General features: G+C 64.8%; 21 protein-coding genes and 2 tRNA genes. 7 read left to right on the plus strand and 16 right to left on the minus strand.

Features of this window, described 5'->3' with window-relative positions:
* Positions 1 to 13: 13 nt before the first annotated feature.
* From U5A57_RS22715 to U5A57_RS22735, 5 genes are all read left to right on the plus strand, one after another.
* Positions 14 to 103: transfer RNA gene (locus tag U5A57_RS22715), tRNA-Ser, on the plus strand.
* 329 nt (positions 104 to 432) lie between these two features.
* A complete protein-coding gene (locus U5A57_RS22720) occupies positions 433 to 645 on the plus strand; it encodes a hypothetical protein (RefSeq protein ID WP_321913890.1) in 213 nt (70 codons plus the stop codon).
* Between the two features lie 127 nt (positions 646 to 772).
* Positions 773 to 1,294 (plus strand): TonB family protein, encoded by a 522-nt coding sequence (locus tag U5A57_RS22725; protein WP_321913891.1) that lies wholly within the window; start codon positions 773 to 775, stop codon positions 1,292 to 1,294.
* A gap of 386 nt (positions 1,295 to 1,680) precedes the next feature.
* Positions 1,681 to 2,997, plus strand: a complete 1,317-nt coding sequence (locus tag U5A57_RS22730; RefSeq protein WP_321913892.1) for an MFS transporter — start codon at positions 1,681 to 1,683, stop codon at positions 2,995 to 2,997.
* A 155-nt stretch (positions 2,998 to 3,152) separates the two neighbouring features.
* A complete protein-coding gene (locus tag U5A57_RS22735; RefSeq protein WP_158758386.1) occupies positions 3,153 to 3,332 on the plus strand; it encodes a hypothetical protein in 180 nt (59 codons plus the stop codon).
* Positions 3,333 to 3,413: 81 nt separating this feature from the next.
* Here U5A57_RS22735 and U5A57_RS22740 read toward each other — a convergent pair whose 3' ends face one another.
* The 8 genes from U5A57_RS22740 to map all read right to left on the minus strand — a co-directional run bounded on the left by U5A57_RS22740 (position 3,414) and on the right by map (position 9,527).
* Positions 3,414 to 3,539, minus strand: a complete 126-nt coding sequence (locus tag U5A57_RS22740; protein ID WP_256094537.1) for a hypothetical protein — start codon at positions 3,537 to 3,539, stop codon at positions 3,414 to 3,416.
* A gap of 281 nt (positions 3,540 to 3,820) precedes the next feature.
* Positions 3,821 to 4,828: a lipopolysaccharide heptosyltransferase I gene (waaC, locus tag U5A57_RS22745; protein ID WP_321913893.1), complete on the minus strand. Its 1,008-nt coding sequence runs from the start codon at positions 4,826 to 4,828 to the stop codon at positions 3,821 to 3,823.
* Between the two features lie 381 nt (positions 4,829 to 5,209).
* Positions 5,210 to 5,527: a YXWGXW repeat-containing protein gene (locus tag U5A57_RS22750; protein ID WP_321913894.1), complete on the minus strand. Its 318-nt coding sequence runs from the start codon at positions 5,525 to 5,527 to the stop codon at positions 5,210 to 5,212.
* A gap of 229 nt (positions 5,528 to 5,756) precedes the next feature.
* A complete protein-coding gene (gene minE, locus U5A57_RS22755; RefSeq protein ID WP_027795398.1) occupies positions 5,757 to 6,011 on the minus strand; it encodes a cell division topological specificity factor MinE in 255 nt (84 codons plus the stop codon).
* 14 nt (positions 6,012 to 6,025) lie between these two features.
* Positions 6,026 to 6,841, minus strand: a complete 816-nt coding sequence (gene minD, locus U5A57_RS22760) for a septum site-determining protein MinD (protein WP_028205181.1) — start codon at positions 6,839 to 6,841, stop codon at positions 6,026 to 6,028.
* A 92-nt stretch (positions 6,842 to 6,933) separates the two neighbouring features.
* Positions 6,934 to 7,815, minus strand: coding sequence for a septum site-determining protein MinC (gene minC / locus U5A57_RS22765; RefSeq protein WP_321913895.1), 882 nt, complete (start codon positions 7,813 to 7,815; stop codon positions 6,934 to 6,936).
* Positions 7,816 to 8,050: 235 nt separating this feature from the next.
* Entirely contained in the window at positions 8,051 to 8,599 is a 549-nt protein-coding gene (locus U5A57_RS22770; protein WP_321913896.1) for a GNAT family N-acetyltransferase, read from the minus strand.
* A gap of 142 nt (positions 8,600 to 8,741) precedes the next feature.
* Complete coding sequence (gene map / locus U5A57_RS22775; protein WP_158758391.1) at positions 8,742 to 9,527, minus strand: type I methionyl aminopeptidase; 786 nt, start codon at positions 9,525 to 9,527, stop codon at positions 8,742 to 8,744.
* 212 nt (positions 9,528 to 9,739) lie between these two features.
* Between map and U5A57_RS22780 the strand changes: the two genes are divergently transcribed.
* A complete protein-coding gene (locus tag U5A57_RS22780; protein ID WP_321913897.1) occupies positions 9,740 to 10,534 on the plus strand; it encodes a hypothetical protein in 795 nt (264 codons plus the stop codon).
* Between the two features lie 79 nt (positions 10,535 to 10,613).
* On the opposite strand, the gene U5A57_RS22785 is transcribed toward U5A57_RS22780, so the two are convergent.
* From U5A57_RS22785 to U5A57_RS22795, 3 genes are all read right to left on the minus strand, one after another.
* Positions 10,614 to 10,704, minus strand: a tRNA-Ser gene (locus tag U5A57_RS22785).
* A gap of 146 nt (positions 10,705 to 10,850) precedes the next feature.
* Positions 10,851 to 12,143: a serine--tRNA ligase gene (gene serS / locus U5A57_RS22790; RefSeq protein ID WP_321913898.1), complete on the minus strand. Its 1,293-nt coding sequence runs from the start codon at positions 12,141 to 12,143 to the stop codon at positions 10,851 to 10,853.
* A 77-nt stretch (positions 12,144 to 12,220) separates the two neighbouring features.
* Positions 12,221 to 13,552: a replication-associated recombination protein A gene (locus U5A57_RS22795; protein WP_233882442.1), complete on the minus strand. Its 1,332-nt coding sequence runs from the start codon at positions 13,550 to 13,552 to the stop codon at positions 12,221 to 12,223.
* A gap of 235 nt (positions 13,553 to 13,787) precedes the next feature.
* Between U5A57_RS22795 and cytX the strand changes: the two genes are divergently transcribed.
* Positions 13,788 to 15,104: a putative hydroxymethylpyrimidine transporter CytX gene (cytX, locus tag U5A57_RS22800; protein WP_321913899.1), complete on the plus strand. Its 1,317-nt coding sequence runs from the start codon at positions 13,788 to 13,790 to the stop codon at positions 15,102 to 15,104.
* An 84-nt stretch (positions 15,105 to 15,188) separates the two neighbouring features.
* Here the strand turns inward: cytX and bioB are convergent, their stop codons facing one another.
* From bioB to U5A57_RS22825, 5 genes are all read right to left on the minus strand, one after another.
* Positions 15,189 to 16,274: a biotin synthase BioB gene (gene bioB / locus U5A57_RS22805; RefSeq protein WP_321913900.1), complete on the minus strand. Its 1,086-nt coding sequence runs from the start codon at positions 16,272 to 16,274 to the stop codon at positions 15,189 to 15,191.
* 42 nt (positions 16,275 to 16,316) lie between these two features.
* Positions 16,317 to 17,027: a dethiobiotin synthase gene (gene bioD / locus U5A57_RS22810; protein WP_321913901.1), complete on the minus strand. Its 711-nt coding sequence runs from the start codon at positions 17,025 to 17,027 to the stop codon at positions 16,317 to 16,319.
* The gene (gene bioF / locus U5A57_RS22815) at positions 17,024 to 18,244 is read right to left on the minus strand and encodes an 8-amino-7-oxononanoate synthase (RefSeq protein WP_321913902.1); all 1,221 of its coding nucleotides are present in this window, start codon (positions 18,242 to 18,244) and stop codon (positions 17,024 to 17,026) included. The genes bioD and bioF overlap by 4 nt, the downstream gene beginning before the upstream one ends.
* Position 18,245: 1 nt before the next feature.
* Positions 18,246 to 19,634, minus strand: a complete 1,389-nt coding sequence (gene bioA, locus U5A57_RS22820) for an adenosylmethionine--8-amino-7-oxononanoate transaminase (RefSeq protein ID WP_321913903.1) — start codon at positions 19,632 to 19,634, stop codon at positions 18,246 to 18,248.
* A gap of 421 nt (positions 19,635 to 20,055) precedes the next feature.
* Entirely contained in the window at positions 20,056 to 21,438 is a 1,383-nt protein-coding gene (locus tag U5A57_RS22825; RefSeq protein ID WP_321913904.1) for a dienelactone hydrolase family protein, read from the minus strand.
* Positions 21,439 to 21,739 lie beyond the last annotated feature (301 nt).

The following is a 21,739-nucleotide window of genomic DNA, read 5'->3' on the forward strand; positions in this document are numbered from 1 at the left end:
AATGCGCGGCTCCGGAGGTGTGGCAGAGTGGTTGAATGCACCGGTCTTGAAAACCGGCGAAGGGGTAACCCTTCCGTGAGTTCGAATCTCACCGCCTCCGCCAATTCTTGAAACCTGGCGCGTCTGCGCGCCAGCGTGTCGTCAAAGCGCCGGCCATCAGGCCAATACGCCGCTGATCAACGAGATGCCACCCCAATGCCACGAGAGCATGCGCGGTCAGCATCGAGGAATAAATAATCAGGACTGCGATTAATTTAACGACGGCAAGCCGTGCTTAGCCAGGGCGCGCCGACATTCGGATCGAATATCCCGTCACAACGCCCGCAATTAAAGGGTCGAACCCATAAATCGCCGCAAGAAACCGCGCGCAATTCACTAGGTGAAAACCCTAACCATGAGGTAAAATCCTTCCCATCGATGGGAAAGATCACCATGCCGCACCAATACCAACTGCTCGAAAAATTCGCGTTCTCGCTTGTCGTCCTGTTCGCCGTGATGTGCTCCAGCTACATCGCGTGGGAAACTTCGCCCAATCTTCGCGACAACTTCCAGGTCGGCAAGGAACTGTTCCTGAAGAGCGGCGAGTACTCGTACGCCTGCGCGACGACCACGGCCGATCCCTGCGCACAGTTCCCGGTCGAATAAGCACGCTCAGGCACCCGCCGCTTCGCACGTTTGTCCCACGTCCCGTGACAACGCGGGACAGTTCTGATTGCTTCCCGCTGCGTATCGTCTAAGCTCGAATCAGGTTCCGCTTCCGAGCTTGTTCGACATGCTCATCTGCGTCCAGTGGTCATGCGGTTCGTCCGCACCTCGCGCCTTCCTCGCACGGCGCCTCGGTCTGGTTTTGCTGCTCGCGATTCTCGGGTGCCTCGGCGCCTGCACGATCACGCCGCCGCCCAAACCGCTCCTCGCCATTCCTCCCGCGGCAATCAACAGCGCCACACTCGACGACTACCGCACCACGGTCGCGAAACACATCGTCGCGCACAACCCGACCTACGTTTTGCACGGCACGCCGCAGGCCATGCTCCGCTCGCTCGTGGTCGTGTCGTTCACGGTCAATCGCAATGGCCAGATCGTGAAGTCATCGGTCTATCGGACCAACGGCGACAACGAAGCCGAGGCCACCGCGCTCGCAACACTGCGCCGTGCCGCGCCGCTGCCGCCACCGCCCGGCGGCCTGCTCAATTCCGCCGGCCAGCTCGAGATGTTCGAGGACTGGCTCTTCAACGACAACGGCAAGTTCCAGTTGCGCACGCTCGCTTCGCCGCAAGCGCAGAACTTCCAGTAACGTCAACGCTTCGCCCGCCTGTTTACGCCCGCCTTGCTGCGCGGCGCGCACGGTCGTTATAATTTTTCGCTATCCCCAGCCGGCGCCCGCCGGCCATGCCTCTCGCCACGCGCCATCCGCGCCGCCGCGTGAGGCTTCGATCGTGCTCGCGCCCCTTCGTGCCTATCGGCACGCGCCATAGCCGGTCAGGAACCACCGCGCACAGCCCGCGCTGTGCGATGCATACTGGCGAAGCGTCGCCGCCTGACGGACGCTGCGTGCTGGAAGCGCCCTGAGCGTCGCGCGCCAGAGCGCGCCCCGCCACGCTTCGAGCCTGAACAAAGACGTCCGCGCAAGCCTTGCAAGACGGGAGGCGTAAGCGCGTCACAACGACTGGAGACCCTTGAATGTCCACCTCCCCCATTTCGCCCGCGCGCGCCGATCAGGCAAACGCAGCGAAGCAGCAAAGCACCGCACGCGTGATCTTTGCGAGCTTTATCGGCACCGCAATCGAGTTCTACGACTTCTATGTGTACGCAACGGCTGCCGCGCTCGTCATCGGCCCCGTGTTCTTCCCGCACGGCTCGGCCACCGCGCAGGCGCTCTCGGCGTTCGTCACCTTCGGCATTGCGTTCGTCGCGCGGCCAATCGGCTCGTTCATCTTCGGCCACTTCGGCGACCGCATCGGCCGTAAATCGACGCTGGTGGCGTCGCTGCTCGTCATGGGCCTGTCCACCACGCTGATCGGCTTCCTGCCCGGCTATGACGCGATTGGCAGCCTCGCGCCGATCCTGCTGTGCATCCTGCGCTTTGGCCAGGGCATCGGCCTGGGCGGCGAATGGGGCGGCGCCGCGCTCCTCGCGACGGAATACGCGCCGCAAGGCAAGCGCGGCTGGTTCGGCATGTTCCCGCAGCTCGGGCCGTCGGTGGGGTTCCTCGCCTCGAATGGCCTTTTCTTCGGGCTCGCCTCGACGCTCTCCGACCAGCAGTTCCGCGACTGGGGCTGGCGCGTGCCGTTCATCGTCTCGGCGGTGCTCGTCGCGCTCGGTCTGTACGTGCGCCTGAAGATCGCTGAAACGCCCGCCTTCAAAGCCGCTGTCGAGCGCGAGGAACGCGTCAAGGTGCCGATCGCGACGCTGCTCTCGCAGTACTGGTGGCCGACGCTGCTCGGCGCGCTCGCCATGGTCGTGTGCTACACGCTGTTCTACAACGCGACGGTGTTCTCGCTCTCGCACGGCGTGACGGCGCTGCACATTGCGCGCCCGACCTTCCTCGGCATGCTGTGCATCGCCGTGGTGTTCATGGGCATCGCCACCCCGATCTCGGCCTGGCTTTCCGATCGCTTCGGCCGCAAGCCGGTGCTGATCGTCGGCTGCATTCTGGCGATTCTCTCGGGCCTCACGATGGAGCCGCTGCTCGGCAGCGGTGCAACGCCGCTCGTGCTGCTCTTCCTCGTGATCCAGCTGTTCCTGATGGGCGCCACGTTCGCGCCGATGGGCGCGCTGCTGCCCGAGTTGTTCCCGACGAACGTGCGCTACACGGGCGCGGGCGTGGCGTACAACCTCGGCGGCATTCTCGGCGCTTCGGTCGCGCCGTATATCGCTCAGGTGCTCGCCGCGCGCGGCGGTCTCTCGTGGGTCGGCGCGTATGTGTCGATCGCCGCCTGCGTGAGCCTGTTCGGTGTCCTGTGCATGCGTGAAACGCGCCATACGTCGCTGTCGTAACGCGTCGCCGCATCAAAGAAAAAGCGGAGTCCGCCAGCCGGACTCCGCTTTTTTTACGCCCTTGCAAATCGCGATTTTTGATCGCTTTGGGCACGCGCAATGCGTGGCTATACTCGAATCAACAGGCGGGGAGCGATCTCCCGGGGGAGCCGACGATGAACCTGCATCTGAGCAACGCCGACATTGTTCTGATCATCGCCCTCGCCCTGGGCATCTCCCTCCTGATGGCGTTTCGCCTGCGCACCGCGAGTTGGCGCGCGGTCGTGCTCGAAGCGCTGGCGGCGAACGCCGCGGCAATTGCCGCAGTCGTCGCAATCGAAATGCTGCTTGCCTGAAGGCCGGCATGCCGCTGGTGCCGCTGGTGCCGCTGGTGCCATTCGCACGGCGCCATGGGGTGCTGCGCCGTGTGGCGGCGATCAGCGGTAGTAGTAGCCGTGATGGTAGCCACCGCCGTAGTAGCCGCCGGCTGGCACCACGACGCAGCCGCCCAGCGAAGCCGCAAGCAATGCGCCGGCGATGAGGGTAAGCGTCAATCGTTTCACAGTGTTCTCCCTTCAAGTCAGTGTCTGGGTCCAGCCATGCGATGTCGGGCTGGACGGTTACGATTGAACACGACGGCGAAGGCGTGAGGCGTTGCAATTTGTAAGCAGCGGTATGGCTCATGTAACAGCATGGGCGTCCAAAGCCTTTTGCACGTGCGCCCGCACGCGCGCGTGCAATACAAGCGCGACACTTTTAACAAGCTCGTAATAGGAAACCGCGAGGCAACCGCGAGAAAACGGCGAGGAAAGCGCGCGGCAAGCGCGCGCAGAAGCGCGAAAACTCAAGCGGCGTGAACGCGCGATGCCTGCGTGGATGGGCCACCGTCGCGCGCGGGGTAGATGCGGTCGACGGCATCGATCGCTACCTGCACGGGCGGCACGTGATGGCCATCGCCGATCGAGATCGAACGATTGGGCGCACGCACGCCGCTGTGCTCGGCGTCGGTCGAAACGAAGACCATCACGGTCGGCTTGATGAGCGCGTGCGAGAGATGCACGAAGCCCGTGTCGGTGCCGACCACGAGCGCGCAATCTTCGATGCGCTGTGCGACTTGCGAGACCGTGAGGCGCGGCAGCACCGTAGCACCAGGGATGAGCGCCGCGATCTCGAGCGCCGTGGCGTGCTCGCTATCGGAACCCCACGGCAGTTCGATGCGCAGGCCACGCGCGATCAACGCGTTGCCCAGTTCACCCCAATGCGCGACCGGCCACTTCTTCTCGTCTTTCGAGGTCGCATGAAAGAGCAGCGCCGTGGGCGCCTCAGGCGCGGGCAGCGCGGTGCCGTCGCGCGGAATGCGCATCTGAAAGTCGGGCGGCGTATCGACTGTGTAGCCAAGCGCCTCGCCGGCGCTGATGCGCATGCCGTGCCACGCATCGCATTTCGGACGCGGCCCGAAACGGCCGTTGTACGCGAAGGCCGCGCCACGCTCGCCGAGGTCCTGCGACAGATAGCCGAAGCGGCGCCGCCCGCGCGCGATAAACGCGATGATCGCGCTCTTGTACACGCCGTGAATGTCGACGATCGCGTCGTAGCGGTAAGCGCGCAGTTCCGAAATCGATGCCCAGATCGCCTTGAAGTCGCTCCAGCGGCGCGCCTTCTTGAAGCGGCGCAGCGGCGCGCAGAGCACGCGGTCGACACCTGCGTTCCAGCGCACGATATCGGCAAAGGCCTCGTCCGCGGCCCAATCGACCTTGACGCCAGGGAAGGCGCGCTGCACGTCTGCGACGACCGGAAGCGCTTCGACGATGTCGCCGAGCGAAGTCACTTTGACAATCAAAACTCGTTTCATTGTGCTGCGGACCGCGGGGCCCGATATTCCAGTCTTCAAGGGATTTCCGGAGATTCTAGCGGACGAACCTTGCGTCAACCTGCGAATAGTTGATTCGATGCAAACGATATCTGTCCCTTTCTTACTCAAACGACGTGTGGCATCGACAACGCGCACCGCAAAACACACCGGGCCCGACGCGACAAAAGCGCGTCGGGCCCGGAATGGACGACCCGTCGACGGATCGATAACAACGGTCAACGGCTAGTAGATGACGACCGGCGCGGGTCTCACGTACATGGGCCGCGCCGGCACGACGATGCAGCCCGCCAGCGTAAGCGCGAGCACGGCTGCCGCGAGCAGTTTTTTACTCATATTAAGGCTCCCCTCGGGCTCGAAAGATCAAGCGGCCCAGTGGCCTTCGACCCAGCGCCAGTTCGGGCCGTGCGCGATCCAGTGGCCCGGCACCCAGTGATAGCCAACACGCTCAGCCTGCCAGTGGCCCCGCACCCACACGTACTGGCCGTGGTCCCAACGCCAGTGGCCCTTGTCCCATGCGTAGCCCGCACGCGGCGCCGGCACGACTTCCACGCGTTCGGCAGGCGGCGGCGCGCTCGGCTCGATCACGACGATTTCGGCAAGCGCGGGAGCCGCGACAGCGCATGTGCCCGCAGCAACGATCGCGGCCTTGGCGATGAAGAGGCGAATGGAGTTGTTCATGTTGATCACCCTTGAAGTGGACGCCATGATTGGCGTTACCCGATCAATGCACGAACAGGGCGTTGCGCTGACAGCGGCGGTGTAACGGCGCAGGGTGAAGTGAAACCGAATATTTCGGTAAGGCGGAAGGGGCGTTGGCGCGCAGCGCGCGAGAAAGCAAGGCGCGAAGGAAAAGCGAAGCGATACGACAAACGACGCGCGCAGCGCAGCGGCTGCGCGCGCTTAAGACTCAAGCCTGCGGAATCTCGATCTTGACCTCGAGCACTTCGAGATCGTCCTGACGTTCGAGGCTCACGCGAATGTCTTCATCGGAGATCTTCACGTACTTGGAGATCACCGCGACCAGTTCGCGTTGCAGGGCCGGCAGATAGTCGGCGGGCGGATGGCCGCCTGCGCGCTCGTGAGCAATGATGAGCTGCAGGCGTTCCTTCGCTACCGAGGCGGACTTCTTCTTCTCGCCGAGAAAAAACGAAAGAAACGACATGACGTTCGCCTCCCTTACTTGCTACCGAAGAGGCGCTGCAAGAGGCCCGGCTTCTGGTAATCGGTGAAGCGAAGCGACTTGTCCTCGCCGAGAAAGCGCGACACGACGTCCTTGTACGATTCGGCGACGTCGGTGCCGTCCAGATGCACTGCCGGCAGACCCTGGTTCGATGCGTGCAGCACCGCTTCCGATTCGGGGATCACGCCGATCAGTTCAATGCGCAGGATCTCCTGAATGTCGTTCAGCGAGAGCATTTCCCCTTCGCTCACGCGCTTCGGGTTGTAGCGGGTGATGAGCAGGTGCTCCTTGATCGGGTCCTTGCCGTCGATCGCGCGCTTCGTCTTCGACGACAGCATGCCGAGAATGCGGTCCGAGTCGCGCACGGAAGACACTTCCGGGTTCGTCACGATGAGCGCTTCGTCGGCGAAGTGCATCGCGAGCAGCGCGCCCGACTCGATACCGGCGGGCGAATCGCACACGATGTACTCGAAGTCCATCTTGCGCAGGTCCTCGATCACCTTCTCCACGCCTTCCTTCGTGAGCGCGTCTTTATCGCGTGTTTGCGAGGCCGGCAGGATGAAAAGGTTTTCGCACTTCTTGTCCTTGATGAGCGCCTGATTGAGGTTCGCCTCACCCTGGATCACGTTGATCAGGTCGTACACGACGCGGCGCTCGCAACCCATGATCAGGTCGAGATTGCGCAGGCCCACGTCGAAGTCGATGACCGCGGTCTTGTGGCCGCGCAACGCGAGGCCCGATGCGAAACTCGCGCTCGTGGTCGTCTTGCCGACACCACCTTTGCCCGAAGTCACCACAATGATTTTTGCCATTCCCTTACCTTGCGTTCGTCAGTTTCTCAGTTTGGTCTCATCGCGTGCCGCTCATGCCCCTGCTCGCCTGCGCACGACGCTCGAGCTGCGACTCAGGTGAGCCTCAACGGTTCGATCAACAGCTTTTCTTCCTCGAGCCGGATTTGAGCCGGCTTGCCGCGCACGTCGTCGGCGAGTGGGACTTCAGTGGTACGGTAGATGCCCGCAATCGAAATCAGTTCCGCCTCGAGGCTCGTGCAGAAAATGCGTGCGTCGTGGTTGCCGTGCACGCCCGCGAGCGCACGGCCGCGCAACGGCGCGTAGATATGGATGTTGCCCTCTGCGATCACTTCCGCGCCGTTGGAAACGAGGCCGAGCACGACCACGTCGCCCTTTGCGTAGATGCGCTGACCCGAACGCAGCGGCCGGTCGACCACGAGCGTGGGTTCCGCGCGTGCGCCGGCTTCGAGCGACGCCGCGGCGCTCACCGTAGCCGCCGCGCTCGCCTGGGCGGCGGCCGGGTCCGTGTCGGAGGGAAAGAGTTCGGGCTGTGCAGCAGTGGTTTGCGGCGCGGCCGATGCGGTGGCAGAAGCGCTGGCAGATGCAGTGGCAGGCGCATTCGAAGCCTCGCCGTCGCTCGCCGCTTCATCGAAGGCCGGCTTCGTGCCCGCGCCGCGGCGGTCGCGCGCTTCGAGGAAAGGCAGGCCTGCTGCAGCGGCCCAGCCATGTTGCTCAGGCTGTGCAACCACGCCGACCGGGCGCATGCGCACGCTTTCCAGCAGACGCGCGATGTCGCCGAGCGCGACCTGCTCGCCGTCGGCGAGACGCCGCACGTCGATCGCGACGGTGTCGTTTGCGAAGAATTCAGGCGTCGCCTCGAAGCGCCGCGTAAGTTCTGCGCGCATGGCATCGAGCTCGGTCGTCTTGACCACGAACAGAAGCGTATCGACTGAACCGCTCTTCAGTTCAAAATATGGCGATTTCCTGGGCGACATGGCGTTCGGCTAAAAATTTTGCGTATTTTACAGGCGCGGACGCACACGGCCATTATTTTTAATGGTGTATTCGGCCAAATTCCCTGCTCGATACGCACAACCCGCGCACAAACAAAAATGGCGCAAAAAAAGCGCGCGAAGCGAGACCGCGAGCGCGAACGATCGGGTTCGGTGTGTCGTACGGAGGGAAGTGAAGCAGGAGCGCCGCCGCGCACAGCGGCGCGAACGGCACGTGTTATGGCGAAGAAGCCGGTGAAGAAGCGGACTTCGCGTGCTCGCCGAGCGCGCGCATGAGCAACGTTTCCCATTGCTCGGGCTGTTGCTGGCTGCGCGCGTGATCGCCGGTGGCGACAAAGCCGAGGCGCTCGTAGAAACGCATGGCCGTGGTGTTCGCGTCGGTCACCCAGGCGTAGACCTGCGTGGCGCCTTCGCTCACGAGCCATTCGATGGCGCTGTTCAGAAGCAGTTCGCCGCCGCGCAGATGACGCACCGCAGGCGCGACCCACAGCGCCGAAACGAACGCGCGGCGCGCCGGCGCGCTTTCGAAGCTCGCGCCGATCAGCCCGGCCGGATGGCCCTCGGTATAGAGAATGAACGACGTGCCGGTGTGCGAAACCGCATGGCGGGCCGCCGCGGCGTCGAAAACGGCGGCATCGGCCGATAGCGCGTCTTCGAGCGTGTCGCCGAATGCATAAGGCGCGTCGCGCAGCGATGCTGTTCGAAGCTCGCGGAGCACGGCACCCTGATCGGCGGCGATACGGCGAACGGTCAGTGACGGACTCATGCAGTCGTAAACCCCAATAAAGCGCTAACGCGTAGCTTTAACCGAACTGGCTTGAGAGTCAAATCCTTATTTGACAATTGCCTGCAGACCACGCCTCGCGCGCGATCCTTGACAGACGGCCGCAGAGGCCGCACAACCGCGCTCACGGGGCCTCGTAGGCGCCTGTGCCGTCCGGCCAGGGCGTGAGGAGTTCGTAGCCGTCGTCGGTGACCGCAACCATGTGCTCCCACTGCGCCGAGAGCGAGCGGTCCTTGGTGACGACCGTCCAGCCGTCGCGCTGCACCGTCGTGCCGGCGCGGCCTGCGTTGACCATCGGCTCGATCGTGAAGACCATGCCCGGCTTCAGTCGCACGCCCTGCCCCGGCTGGCCGTAGTGCAGCACCTGCGGCTCTTCGTGATAGACCTTGCCGATACCGTGGCCGCAATACTCGCGCACGATCGAGAAGCCATCGCTTTGCGCGCGCTTCTGGATGGCGTTGCCGACGTCGCCGAGCGTCGCACCGGGCTTCACCTGGCGGATGCCCGCGAGCATCGCTTCGTAGGTCGTGTCGATCAGCTGGCGGCCCACCGTGCTCGGTGTGCCGACGCAGTACATGCGGCTCGTGTCCCCGAAATAGCCGTCCTTGATGACGGCCACGTCGATGTTGATGATGTCGCCGTCCTTGAGCACCTCGCCGCGGCTCGGAATGCCGTGGCAGACCACGGAATTGACGGACGTGCAGATCGTCTTCGGAAAACCGAGGTAGCCGACATTGGCCGGGACGGCCTTGAGCGTGTTGACGATGTAGTCGTTGCAGAGGGCGTCGAGGTCGTCGGTGGAGACGCCCGGCTTCACGTGCTCGCCGATCATCGCGAGCACGTCGGCGGCGAGCCGGCCCGAAATGCGCAGGCGGGCGAGATCGTCGGCAGACTTGTAGGTGATAGGCATCTGTGGACCGAAGTAGGCGCGGCGGTGTGCTGGAAAACGCTTCGCCGCAAATTCAAAGGAGCGATTGTACCGGCGCTGCAGCGTCGCTAGCGCAGCAAGGCGCGTCATCGCCATGACGCCGGGCGTGGAATTTTCAGATATCTCCGATTGTTCGAGCGCAACCCACCGTCAAAAATGAGAAATATCTTACATCGCAAGCAGGAAGCCCGATCATGACCTCAAGTCATCCCGCCCCCTCCTCCACTCCGAACACGGCGCTCAACGTCCTGATCGCGCTGCCCACCTACGACAACTCGGTGCATTTCGACTTCGCCATGGCGCTTGCCCGCCTCATGGAAACGCTCAAGGAGCGCGGCATCGGCTTCGAGTACATCCACACGGCTTCGTCGCACATCATCCGCGCGCGCAATTTCTTTGCGAATTATTTTTTGAGCCATCCCGAGTTCACCCATCTCCTCTTTCTCGATACGGACATGGACTTCTCGCGCGAAGCGGTTCTGCGCCTGATCGCCGGCGACAAGCCGGTGGCCGGCATTGCCTGCCCGTACCGCTTCTTCGACCGGGAAAAGCAGATCACGACCGCCGATGTGGGGCTCACACTGCGCGAATGGCAGGAAAAAACGGTGGACTACAACACGGCGATCCTCGCCGACGAAGCGGGCAGCAGCTTCGTGTCCGATGGCTGGGCGGAGGTGAGCCATATCGGCACGGGCATCTTCCTCGTGCGGCGAGACGCGCTGGAGTCGATCGTGGCGCACACGGAGCTATACCGCCCGCCTGCGCAATACGCGGGCTACCTGCCGGACGGCAAGTTCTATGCGTTCTTCGACACGGTCGGCGAAAAAGGCGTGTACCTCTCGGAAGACCTGTCGTTCTGCCGGCGCGTGCGTGCGGCAGGCAAGTCGGTGTGGGCGCTCGTCGACGAGAAGATCGTGCATCACGGCGGGTCGTCGATTTCCGGAACGTACCTGCGCGCGCTGGAGATGCGCGGGCATATGCAGCAGTAGTGCGTGCACCTGCGCGAGCACCGCGCGCAGAAAAGCAAAAACCCCTGCAGCGATTAAGCATGCAGGGGTTTTCTGAATTTGGCGGAGAGGGTGGGATTCGAACCCACGGTACGGGGAAACCGTACGCCTGATTTCGAGTCAGGTACATTCGACCACTCTGCCACCTCTCCGGTGTACTGCTCTTTACTGCCTCTCTGATCTTGGTCGGCGACCAGAGAAGCGAAGATTATAGAACATTTTTTGAATTCCGCAAGCCCTCTTTGGAAAAAAGTTTCGAGGGCAAGCCAATCCCATGTTCTGTTCGCGAAGCAGTGCCTCAGGCGCTCATTGCAAGGCGCGCCACGCCGCCCATATACGGCCGCAGCGCTTCCGGCACGGTGACCGAGCCGTCCGCTTCCTGATAGTTCTCCAGCACGGCAACGAGCGTGCGGCCCACGGCGAGGCCCGAGCCGTTGAGCGTATGCACGAGTTCGGGCTTGCCCTGCGCGTTGCGGTAACGCGCCTGCATGCGGCGCGCCTGAAAAGCTTCCGTATTCGAACAGCTCGAAATTTCGCGATACGTGTTTTGCGCCGGCAGCCACACTTCGAGGTCGTAGGTCTTGGAAGCCGAGAAGCCCATATCGCCCGTGCACAGCGTGATGACGCGATACGGCAGGCCGAGCTTGCGCAGGATGGCTTCCGCGTGAACGACCATCTGCTCGAGCGCGTCGTACGACGTTTCAGGCGCAACGATCTGCACCATTTCGACCTTGTCGAACTGGTGCTGACGGATCATGCCGCGCGTGTCGCGGCCATACGAACCGGCTTCCGAGCGGAAGCACGGCGAGTGCGCCGTGAGCTTGATCGGCAGCGCGTTGCCTTCCACGATGCTCTCGCGCACCGTGTTCGTGAGCGAGATTTCCGAAGTCGAAATGAGGTACTGCGTGACCGTGTTCTCGCCGCCGCCCTTTTCCACGCGGAACATGTCGTCGGCGAACTTGGGCAGCTGGCCCGTGCCGTACAGGATCTCCGGGTTGACGATGTACGGCGTGTACGTTTCCGTATAGCCGTGCTCGAGCGTGTGCGTGTCGATCATGAACTGCGCCAGCGCACGATGCAGGCGCGCGATCTGGCCGCGCAGCATCGTGAAACGCGCGCCCGAGAGCTTCGCGCCCGTCTCGAAATCGAGACCCAGCGGCGTGCCGACATCCACGTGATCCTTCACCTCGAAGTCGAACGCGCGCGGCGTGCCCCAGCGGCGCACTTCCACGTTGTCGGCCTCGTCCTTGCCTGCGGGCACGCTCTCGTGCGGCAGGTTCGGCACGCCGAGCAGCAGGTCCGAGAGCTTCGACTGGATCTCGTCGAGCTTGGCTGCCGACGTCTTCATCTCGTCGCCGATGCCGCCCACTTCGGCCATGACCGCCGAGGTGTCCTCGCCGCGGCCTTTCATCGCGCCGATCTGCTTCGACAGGCTGTTGCGGCGTGCCTGGAGCTCTTCGGTGCGGGTCTGGATGGCGCGGCGTTCCGCTTCGAGCGCGGAGAAGGCGGCGACGTCGAGGGTGTAGCCGCGGTCGGCGAGGCGCTTCGCGACGCCGTCGAGGTCTTTGCGCAGCAGCTGGATGTCGAGCATGGGATTGTGAGACGCAGTTTCGTTGTGTGAAGGGACGATTTTAGCGCACCGGCCGGGGCATCCCGGCGGGACTGGCATCAGCCTTTGCGCTTCCTTTCGCGGATTTCGTCGCGATGCTCGTCGCGCCATTGCGCGTCGAGGTCGGCGAGGCGCGCGAGCTTTTCGCCGATCTTGCCTTCGAGCCCGCGCGGCGTGGGCTGATACCAGCGCGGCTCGCGCATGCCGTCGGGCAGGTAAGTCTCGCCGGCCGCGTAGGCGTCGGGCTCGTCGTGCGCATAGCGATATTCGTGGCCGTAGCCCAGTTCCTTCATGAGCTTGGTCGGCGCGTTGCGCAGATGGATGGGCACCGCGCGCGACTGGTCCTTGCTCACGAAGCGCCGCGCCTCGTTATAGGCGTTGTAGCCCGCGTTCGACTTCGGCGCGACGGCCAGATAGATCACGGCCTGCGCGAGCGCGAGCTCGCCTTCGGGCGAGCCCAGACGCTCGTAGGTCTCGGCGGCGTCGAGCGTGATACGCCCGGCGCGCGGGTCGGCGAGCCCGATGTCCTCCCACGCCATGCGCACGATGCGCCGCGCGAGATAACGCGGATCGGCGCCGCCATCCAGCATGCGGCAGAACCAGTAGAGCGCGCCGTCCGGGTTGCTGCCGCGCACCGACTTGTGCAATGCGCTGATCTGGTCGTAGAACGCGTCGCCGCCCTTGTCGAAGCGGCGCAGGTTTTCGGCCAGCGCGCTGCCGAGCAGCTCGCCGTCGATCTCGGTCTTCTTTTGCTGCGCGGCCGCGCGCGCGACGATTTCGAGGTTGTTCAGGAGCTTGCGGCCATCGCCGTCAGCGGAACCGATCAGCGCCTTTTTCGCCTCGTCGGTGAAAGTCAGGCCGCCCAGCTCCTCGCTCGCGCGCGCAAGCAGTTCACCCTGCTCCTCCTCGTCGAGGCTCTTGAGCACGTACACGGCCGCGCGCGAGAGCAACGCGCTGTTCACTTCGAACGACGGGTTTTCCGTCGTCGCGCCGATGAACACAAAGAGGCCCGACTCCACATGGGGCAGAAAGGCGTCTTGCTGGCTCTTGTTGAAGCGATGCACCTCGTCGACGAACACGAGCGTCTGGTGGCCACGCGCACGATGCAGCTGCGCCTGCTCCACGGCCTCGCGGATGTCCTTCACGCCCGAGAGCACGGCGGAGAGCGCGATGAATTCGGCGTGGAACGCATCGGCCATGAGGCGCGCGAGCGTGGTCTTGCCCACGCCCGGCGGCCCCCAGAGGATCATCGAATGCGCTTCGCCGGACTCGAACGCGACGCGCAGCGGCTTGTTGGGCCCGAGCAGATGCTTCTGGCCGATAACCTCGTCGATGGAGCGCGGACGCAGCCGTTCGGCGAGCGGGACGTTGGCACGGGTTTCTTCAAACATGACGTTTTCGCGATAATGACGGCTTTCCGGCTGGCCGAGCGTGAGCTGCCCAGGTTGCCTGGTCAGCCGCAGATTCGGGGACACAACGTCCGACACTACAAAACGGCCTGCCGCACCGGATGCAGTCGTGCATTATGACAGCGAGTGCCGCGGCGCGAAGCGCGGGCCGAGCCGCTCATGCTGACGAGCCCGGATAAAACAGACAAAACACACGACACAGAGGAAAGCGTTCCACATGACTCAAGATTCGCACGCCGGCGAGGCCGGCTCCACCTACGCGCCGAACGTGCCCGTACCCGACGCGCGCCGGCAGTTCCGCACCGGCGACGCCTTCGCGCTGTGGTTTTCGCTCGGCATCGGCCTGCTGGTCGCGCAGGCGGGCGCACTGCTCGTGCCGGGCCTGTCGCTGCCGCACGCGCTGGTGGCCATCGCCATCGGCAGCGTGATCGGCGTCGTGCTGCTCGCGCTCGCGGGCGTGATCGGCACGGATACGGGCCTTGCCGCCATGGCGTCGCTGCGCCCGACGCTCGGCGTTCGTGGCGTGTCGGTGCCGGCCGTCATCAACATGGTGCAGCTCGTGGGCTGGGGCTCGTTCGAGATCATCGTGATGCGCGATTCCGCCGATGCGCTCGCCAAACAGGCCTTCGGCCTGTCGATGCCGCTCGTCTGGACCGTGATCTTCGGCGTGCTCGCTACGCTGCTCGCCGTGAGCGGCCCGCTCTCGTTCGTGCGGCGCTTCCTGCGCACGTGGGGCATCTGGCTGCTGCTCGCGGGCGCGGCGTGGCTCACGTGGAGCCTGCTCGTCAAGCAGGACCTTGGCGCGCTGATGCGCCGCCCCGGCACGGGCGAAATGCCGTTTGGCAGCGCCATCGACCTCGTGGTGGCGATGCCGCTCTCGTGGCTGCCGCTCATCGCCGACTACACGCGTTTTGGCCGCAAAGCGGGCGAAACCTTCCGCGGCACGCTGTTCGGCTATGGCATCGCGAACCTCTGGTTCTATGCGCTCGGCGCCGTGTACGGGCTGGCTGCGGGCGGCGGCGACGCGCTCCTCACCACGGCGCTCGCGCAGGCCGGCGGCGGCTTCGCGCTGCTGCTCGTGCTGATCGACGAAATCGACAATGCGTTCGCCGATATCCACTCGGCCGCCGTCTCGACCGGCACGTTCTGGACGCGCGCCAGCGTGCCCTGGCTCTCGGCAGCCTTCGGCGCGCTGTGCACGCTGATCGGCCTCGTCGTGCCGATGGCGAAATACGAGAACTTCCTGCTCTTCATCGGCTCGGTGTTCGCGCCGCTCTTTGGCGTGGTGCTTGCCGATCACTTCATCGTGCGCCGTCGCCGTATCGATCCGCAGGCGCTCGCCGACCTGAACGGCGTGTATGGCTATTCGGGCGGCTGGCACGTGAGCGCGTTCGTTGCCTGGGCGGTCGGCTTCGGCGCGTATCAGGCGCTCAACCAGTGGCTGCCAAACCTCGGCGCGACGCTGCCGTCGCTCGTGATCGGCGCACTGTGCTATCTCGTGCTCGCGGGGCGTCGTCGCGCGGCCTACGCTTAAGGCGCAGTACTCCGCGTCCCCCACGCAATGAAAAACGCCACGCTTCGCAGCGTGGCGTTTTTGCTTCCGGCAACGTGCGCGGCGTTACTCGCAGTGGCCGCAGCCGCCGTGCGAATGGTCGTGATGACCGTGATGTTCGTGGTCGTCAGCGGGGAGGTGCTGCGCGGCCTGCGCCGTGATGCCCAGACGCTGCAGCAGCTTGCGGTCGGCTTCCGCTTGCGGATTGCTCGTGGTGAGCAGCTGGTCGCCGTAGAAAATCGAGTTCGCGCCGGCCATGAAGCACAGCGCCTGGAGCGCGTCGTCCATCTGCTCGCGGCCCGCCGAGAGGCGCACCATCGCCTTGGGCATCGTGATGCGCGCCACGGCGATCGTGCGCACGAACTCGAACGGGTCGATCGGATCGGTCCCTTCGAGCGGCGTGCCCGAGACCTGCACGAGATTATTGATGGGCACCGACTCCGGGTACGGCTCCATGTTCGCAAGCTGCGCGATCAGGCCCGCGCGCTCGCGGCGCGACTCGCCCATGCCGACAATGCCGCCGCAGCACACGTTGATGCCCGCGTCGCGCACGCGTTCGAGCGTCTCCAGACGGTCCTCGTAAGTGCGCGTCGTGATGATCTTGCCGTAGTACTCCGGCGACGTATCGAGGTTGTGGTTGTAGTAGTCGAGGCCCGCATCGGCAAGTTCCTTCGCCTGGTGATCTTCGAGCATGCCGAGCGTCACGCAGGTTTCCAGACCCATCGCCTTCACGCCGCGAATCATGTCCTTGATCGGCTCCAGATGGCGATCCTTCGGATTGCGCCACGCCGCGCCCATGCAAAAGCGCGTCGCGCCGTTGGACTTGGCCGCACGCGCGGCTTCCAGCACAGCGTCCACGGCCATGAGCTTGCCGGCTTCGAGTTCGGTTTCGTAGTGCGACGACTGCGGGCAGTACGCGCAATCTTCCTCGCAGCCGCCGGTCTTGATCGAGAGGAGCGTGGAAAGCTGCACGGCGTTCGCGTCGAAATGCTCGCGATGCACCTGCTGCGCGCGGAACATCAGGTCGTTGAACGGCAGCTCGTAGAGCGCGGCGACGTCGGCGACCTTCCAGCGCGCGGCGGCTTCAGCGGCGGCGTGGGCGCTCGGCGCGGTCGCCTTCAGCGAAGTAATGTCGATGTGGGTTTGCGTCATGGTGTCGTGGTCCTTCTTTACGTGACTGTGCTTGAATGTGCGTCAAGCGTCGGCGCGCAAGCGCGCTAGCAACGCGTCGATGTTCAGATGTTCTGCTGCGTCATCGGCGCTCGCGCCGGGCATATGCGGCACAACGCCGACGAGCGGCGCGCCGTACTGGGCGGCGAGACGCTCGCGCAGCGCGTCGATGTTTTCTTCGGGGAACGTCATGGCCGGGTCGATCCGGTTCGCGACCCAGCCCGCGAGCTTCAATCCGCGCGCGGCAATCGCTTCGGCCGTAAGCAGCGCGTGGCTGATGCAGCCAAGGCGCATGCCCACCACGAGCACCACGGGCAGACCGAGCGCGACGGCGAGATCGGCGGTGTCTTCGGTCGCCGTGAGCGGCACGCGAAAGCCGCCCACGCCTTCCACGACGATGGCATCCGCGCGCTCGCGAGCCGCGCGGTAAGCATCGACGATACGCGCCATGTCGAGCGTCACCCCTTCGAGCGCAGCGGCGATATGCGGTGCGGCGGGCTCCTTGAGCAGGAACGGCGTGCGCATCTCCGGCGGCAGCAGCACGCTCGCGGCGGCGTCGAGCTGATCGGCGTCCTCGTTGTGCCAGACGCCGTCGCGCTCGTACGCGCCCGCGGCGATCGGCTTGAGCGCCGTGGCGCGCAGTCCCGCGTGGGCGAAGCCGCGCAAGAGCGCGGCGCTCACGAAGGTCTTGCCGATCTCGGTATCGGTGCCGGTGACGAAAAGCGAAACCGTCATTGCGCGAACTCCTGCGCGTTTGCGCGTGCTTCGAGGCTCGCGCGTTGCAGCGATGCGTTCAGCCGGTCGAGGTCCGCATCCGAATGTGCCGCGGAGAGCGAAATACGCAGGCGCGACGTGCCCTCGGGCACGGTGGGCGGACGGATGGCCGGCACCCACAGGCCGTCGCCCTCGAGCTTGGCCTGCAGCGAGAGCGTCGCTTCGTTGGCGCCGATGACGAGCGGCTGCACGGCGGTATGCGAATCGACGGGCTGCCAGCAGGTTTCCTGCAGGAGCGAACGCGTGCGGCCAATCAAATGCTTGAGATGCGCGCGGCGCGCATCGCCCTCCTCGCCCCCGATCAGACGCAGGCTCGCGGACACCGCATGCGCCACCGCCGGCGACGAAGCTGTCGTGAAGATATACGGACGCGCGCGCTGCACGAGCCATTCGATCACGGTGCCGTGCGCGCAGATGAACGCGCCCGAAACGCCGGCCGCCTTGCCGAGCGTACCGACCATCACGAGATGTTCCGAACGCAGCGCGGCTTGCGCCGGCGCGCCGCGGCCCTGCGGGCCGAGCACGCCGAAGCCGTGCGCGTCGTCGACCACGAGCCAGGCGCCATGTTTTTCCGCGAGTTCGACGAGGCGCGCGAGCGGCGCGATATCGCCGTCCATGCTGAACACCGTGTCGCTCACGATCACTTTCGCGCTCGCGTCCGAGCTTTCGAGCATCGAAGCAAGCGCTGCCATATCGGCATGCGGATAGATCTGGACGTCGGCGCGCGAGAGCCGTGCGCCGTCGATCAGCGAGGCGTGGTTGAGCGCGTCGGAGAAGATCGTCGTGCCGCGACCCGCGAGCGCCGTGAGCACGGCCAGATTCGCCATGTAGCCGGTGCTGAAGTACAACGCGCGCGGTGCATCGACGAAGGTACCTGCGAATGCTGCGAGATCGTCTTCGAGTTGCGCATGCGCGCGCGAGTGGCCGCCCAGCAGATGCGAGCCGCCACTACCCGCGCCGTAGCGTTGCGCGCCTTCGGCGATGGCCGCGGCCAGTTGAGGATGCGCGGCGAGACCGAGATAGTCGTTGCTGGCAAAGCCGATAGTCGCGCGGCCGTCCACCTGCATGTGGGCGCTGCACGGCGTGTCGGCGGTGCGCCGGCGGCGGCGCAGGCCGCGCGCGTCGATGTCGCGCAAGCCCTGTTCGAGGGTTTCGAGCAACAGATTGTGATGCGCCATATCAGAGGTCCTCCGCGACGGTGGCGTCGAAGGTCTCGCGCGTGCGTGTTGCGAGGAACGCCTGCATTTCGTTGTCCAGAATATATGGCGGCATGACATAAACCGTCGTGCCGATCGGGCGCAGCAGCAGTTCGCGCTGCAGCGCGTTTTCGAAGAAGCGGCGCGAGAACGTCGCTGCGCGCTGCGGGTCGGCGAGCGCTACGTCGAACGCGAGGATCGTGCCGCACTGGCGCAGGTTGCGCACGAGCGGGTGCGCGGCGAACGGCTCGAACAGCGCGCGCAGTTGTGCCGATTTGCGCGCGTTCGCAACGAGCACGTCGTCGCGCTCGAACAGGTCGAGCGTGGCGAGCGCGGCACGGCACGCGAGCGGATTGCCCGTGTACGAGTGCGAATGGAGGAAACCGCGCGTGGTGTCGTCGTCGTAGAACGACGCGTAGATGGCGTCGCGCGACAGCACGATCGAAAGTGGCAGATACCCGCCGCTAATCCCCTTCGAAAGCGTCAGCAGATCGGGCCAGATGTCGGCCTGCTCGCACGCGAAGAAAGTGCCGGTACGCCCGCAGCCCACGGCGATTTCGTCTGCGATCAGGTGCACGCGGTGACGGTCGCATAGTGCACGCAGGCCCTTGAGATACGCGGGATCGTGCATCGCCATGCCGGCCGCGCATTGCACGAGCGGCTCGACGATCAGCGCGGCGATGCGGCCTTCGCGCTCGATGAAAAGACGCTCGACATCGGCCAGCGCGCGCGCCGCGACATCCGCCGCCGTTTCGCCGGGCTGCGTGGCGCGCGCGTCGGGTGAAGCGACCACATGCGCATGATGCAGCAGTGGATCGTAAGCATCCCTGAAGAGCTTCACATCGGTCACGCCGAGCGCACCGATAGTTTCGCCGTGATAGCTATTGGCCAGGCAGACGAATTCGCGCTTGTCGCTCTCGCCGCGGTTGCGCCACGAGTGGAAGCTCATCTTGAGCGCGATTTCGACGGCCGACGCGCCATCGGAAGCGAAGAACGCATGGCCGAGCACGCCGCCCGTGCGCGCCGAAAGACGCTCGGCAAGCTCCACGGCGGGCTCGTGCGTGCAGCCCGCGAGCATGACGTGCTCGAGCGTGTCGAGCTGCGCCTTGAGCGCGGCATTGATCGCAGGATTGGCGTGGCCAAAGAGGTTCACCCACCACGAACTGATCGCGTCCAGATAACGAAGGCCTTCGCGGTCATGAAGCCACGGGCCCTCGCCCCGCGCGACGGCCACGAGCGGCAGGCGCTCGTGATGTTTCATCTGGGTGCAGGGGTGCCACACGGCGCGCAGGCTGCGAGCGACCCAGTCGGTCGCGCCGCGGTCTTCGCGGGCAAGGTGCGCGGGGTGCGCAGTGTGCGATTGCGAATTCAAATACGACTCCCGATACGACAGCGGGACCGAGATTAACGTGTTCGCTGCCGCAATGCACTACCCCTGAAATCGCCCTCGAACGCCCGACGGCACGGCGTTTCGAGCCGTTCGGGACAACTCGTGACCGATGAAAAACAAAGACCAGAAATGCGCGGAGATGACGACGGCAAAGTGAACCCGCCTTATGCAAAAAAATCTGCGCCGCGGTGCGAAATTACAGAACGCGGGACGGCGTAACGGATATTTTTGGCGCGCGTGGTAAGTACGCAGGTGTGCGAAGGTCAGACGATATGGCGCGCCGCGATGGGATTGCGTGCGAGGAAATGGCTTGAGGGGAATGAAAAGCAAAGCGGCCCGCATTGGGGCCGCGCTGTACTGCAGTGATCGGAATTTGAACCCGGCAGCAGCCGGATGCCAACGCTTAGCGGCTCGCCAGTGCGTGGTCGCTCTCGTCGGCGTTGTCGTTGTCCGCCGTGGCGCGCGTCGTGTCGCTGTCGACGTTCTGAGCGGTCTGCGTGCCGCCGTTGTTCCAGACCACCGTATTGTTCACGGCGTACAGACGGCACGGATCGGAGCTGTGCTTTTCGCAGTTCGAGATCGCCACGGCCATCGGATTGTCGCCGCCTTCGGCCCACGACCATGCGCCGGAGTCGGACACCGCGAATGCGCGGCTCGGATACTGCTTGAGGAAGTTGCGATAGCCGTCGCGGCCAGCCTGATCGACGAACGGCACCGCGCCGACCGAGTCGATCTGCGCGAAGCCGGTGCCGCGGGGGGCAGCCTGTGTGGCCACGCGATACTGCACCGCCGTCGGCAAGCCACGGTTGGCGAGGAACGCCTCGACCGTGGGCCACCAGATCTTCACACCATCGCGATCGCCCACGAGGCGATGCGCATCGTTCTTGTACGCGCCGAAGTCCACGAGCTTCGCCGTCGCGGCCGGGTGGTCCTCACCCGTTTGCGCGTCGCGGTAAGCGGCGAACATCTTCGTGACGAGATCGGGCGACCAGACCGAGTCGTTGTCGCCGTAGAGCCAGAGCGAGGCCACGCGAGCCTTGCCGCCGTAGTCGCCGAACGCCTGGGTCAGGTTGTTTTGCCAGCCCGTGCAGGCGTCCTGGCGCAGACCGCCCGAGAAGTTGATGAGCGCCCGCACGCCGCTCGCCGCCTCGGTGCCATAGGCCATGGTCGCCAGGCCACCGTGCGAGGTGCCCGCGACGATGATCTGGGTTGCGTCCACATAGGGTTGCTTCGACATGTAGGCGATGGTCGAAGCGACATCGGCCGCCTGGCCGAGGCCGTTGCTCGCAACATCGCAACCGTCCTGCTGATACGAGCCGCCCGAATCCGCGAAGCCCTGGCGGTTCGGCGCGACGACGACATAGCCGCGGCGCACGAATTCGCGCGCGAACGAAAGCGGGTCGCTGCGCGCCTGGAGGTGCGGGTCGCCGGGAATCTTGCCGTGGTTGAAGATCACCATCGGGAACGGGCCGGGGCCGTTCGGGCGATAGATCGTGGTTTCGAGCGTGACGTCGCCGGAGGCGTCGACGGGAACGCGGATCACCTGCTCGTTCATGCTGGCGGGCACGACGGGCAGATACGCGTCGTCGAGCGCAATACGCGGCACGTTCGCGCTGCCGAGGGGACCGCCCGCGAGACTGGCAGAATGCGCTGCGGAAGTGTTGGCGGCGAGTTGCGGGTTCGCGCTCGCATTTGCCGGATCGGAAAGCGACGCTGCGTGCGCAACCGAAAGCACACACGCGGTGCCGGCTACGACCCATCCGGTAAGGAGCTTCCTGAACGCCATGCGCTACACCACCTGCAAAAGACCTGCTGCTGTGAATCCGCCAACCGTCCGATCATTACCCGTGCTTCGCCCGTTTCAGGGCACAACGAGACACCGTTGCTCATGGTCGCGAAACCAGGAGCGGGCGTGTGACCCGTCACGTGGGATTGCATCGATCAGAACACCTGCGCGGCGCAGTTCTATCGTCGATCAGACCCGCCGCCAGCACCCATTTGCAGTCAATACATGCATGCGTGAAAAAGGTTTTTCACTATGCACTTACGTATTGTGCAGGGCACCGTGATTAGATACTCGCACGACA

The organism is Paraburkholderia sp. J11-2 (assembly GCF_905220185.1).
Taxonomy (GTDB): domain Bacteria; phylum Pseudomonadota; class Gammaproteobacteria; order Burkholderiales; family Burkholderiaceae; genus Paraburkholderia.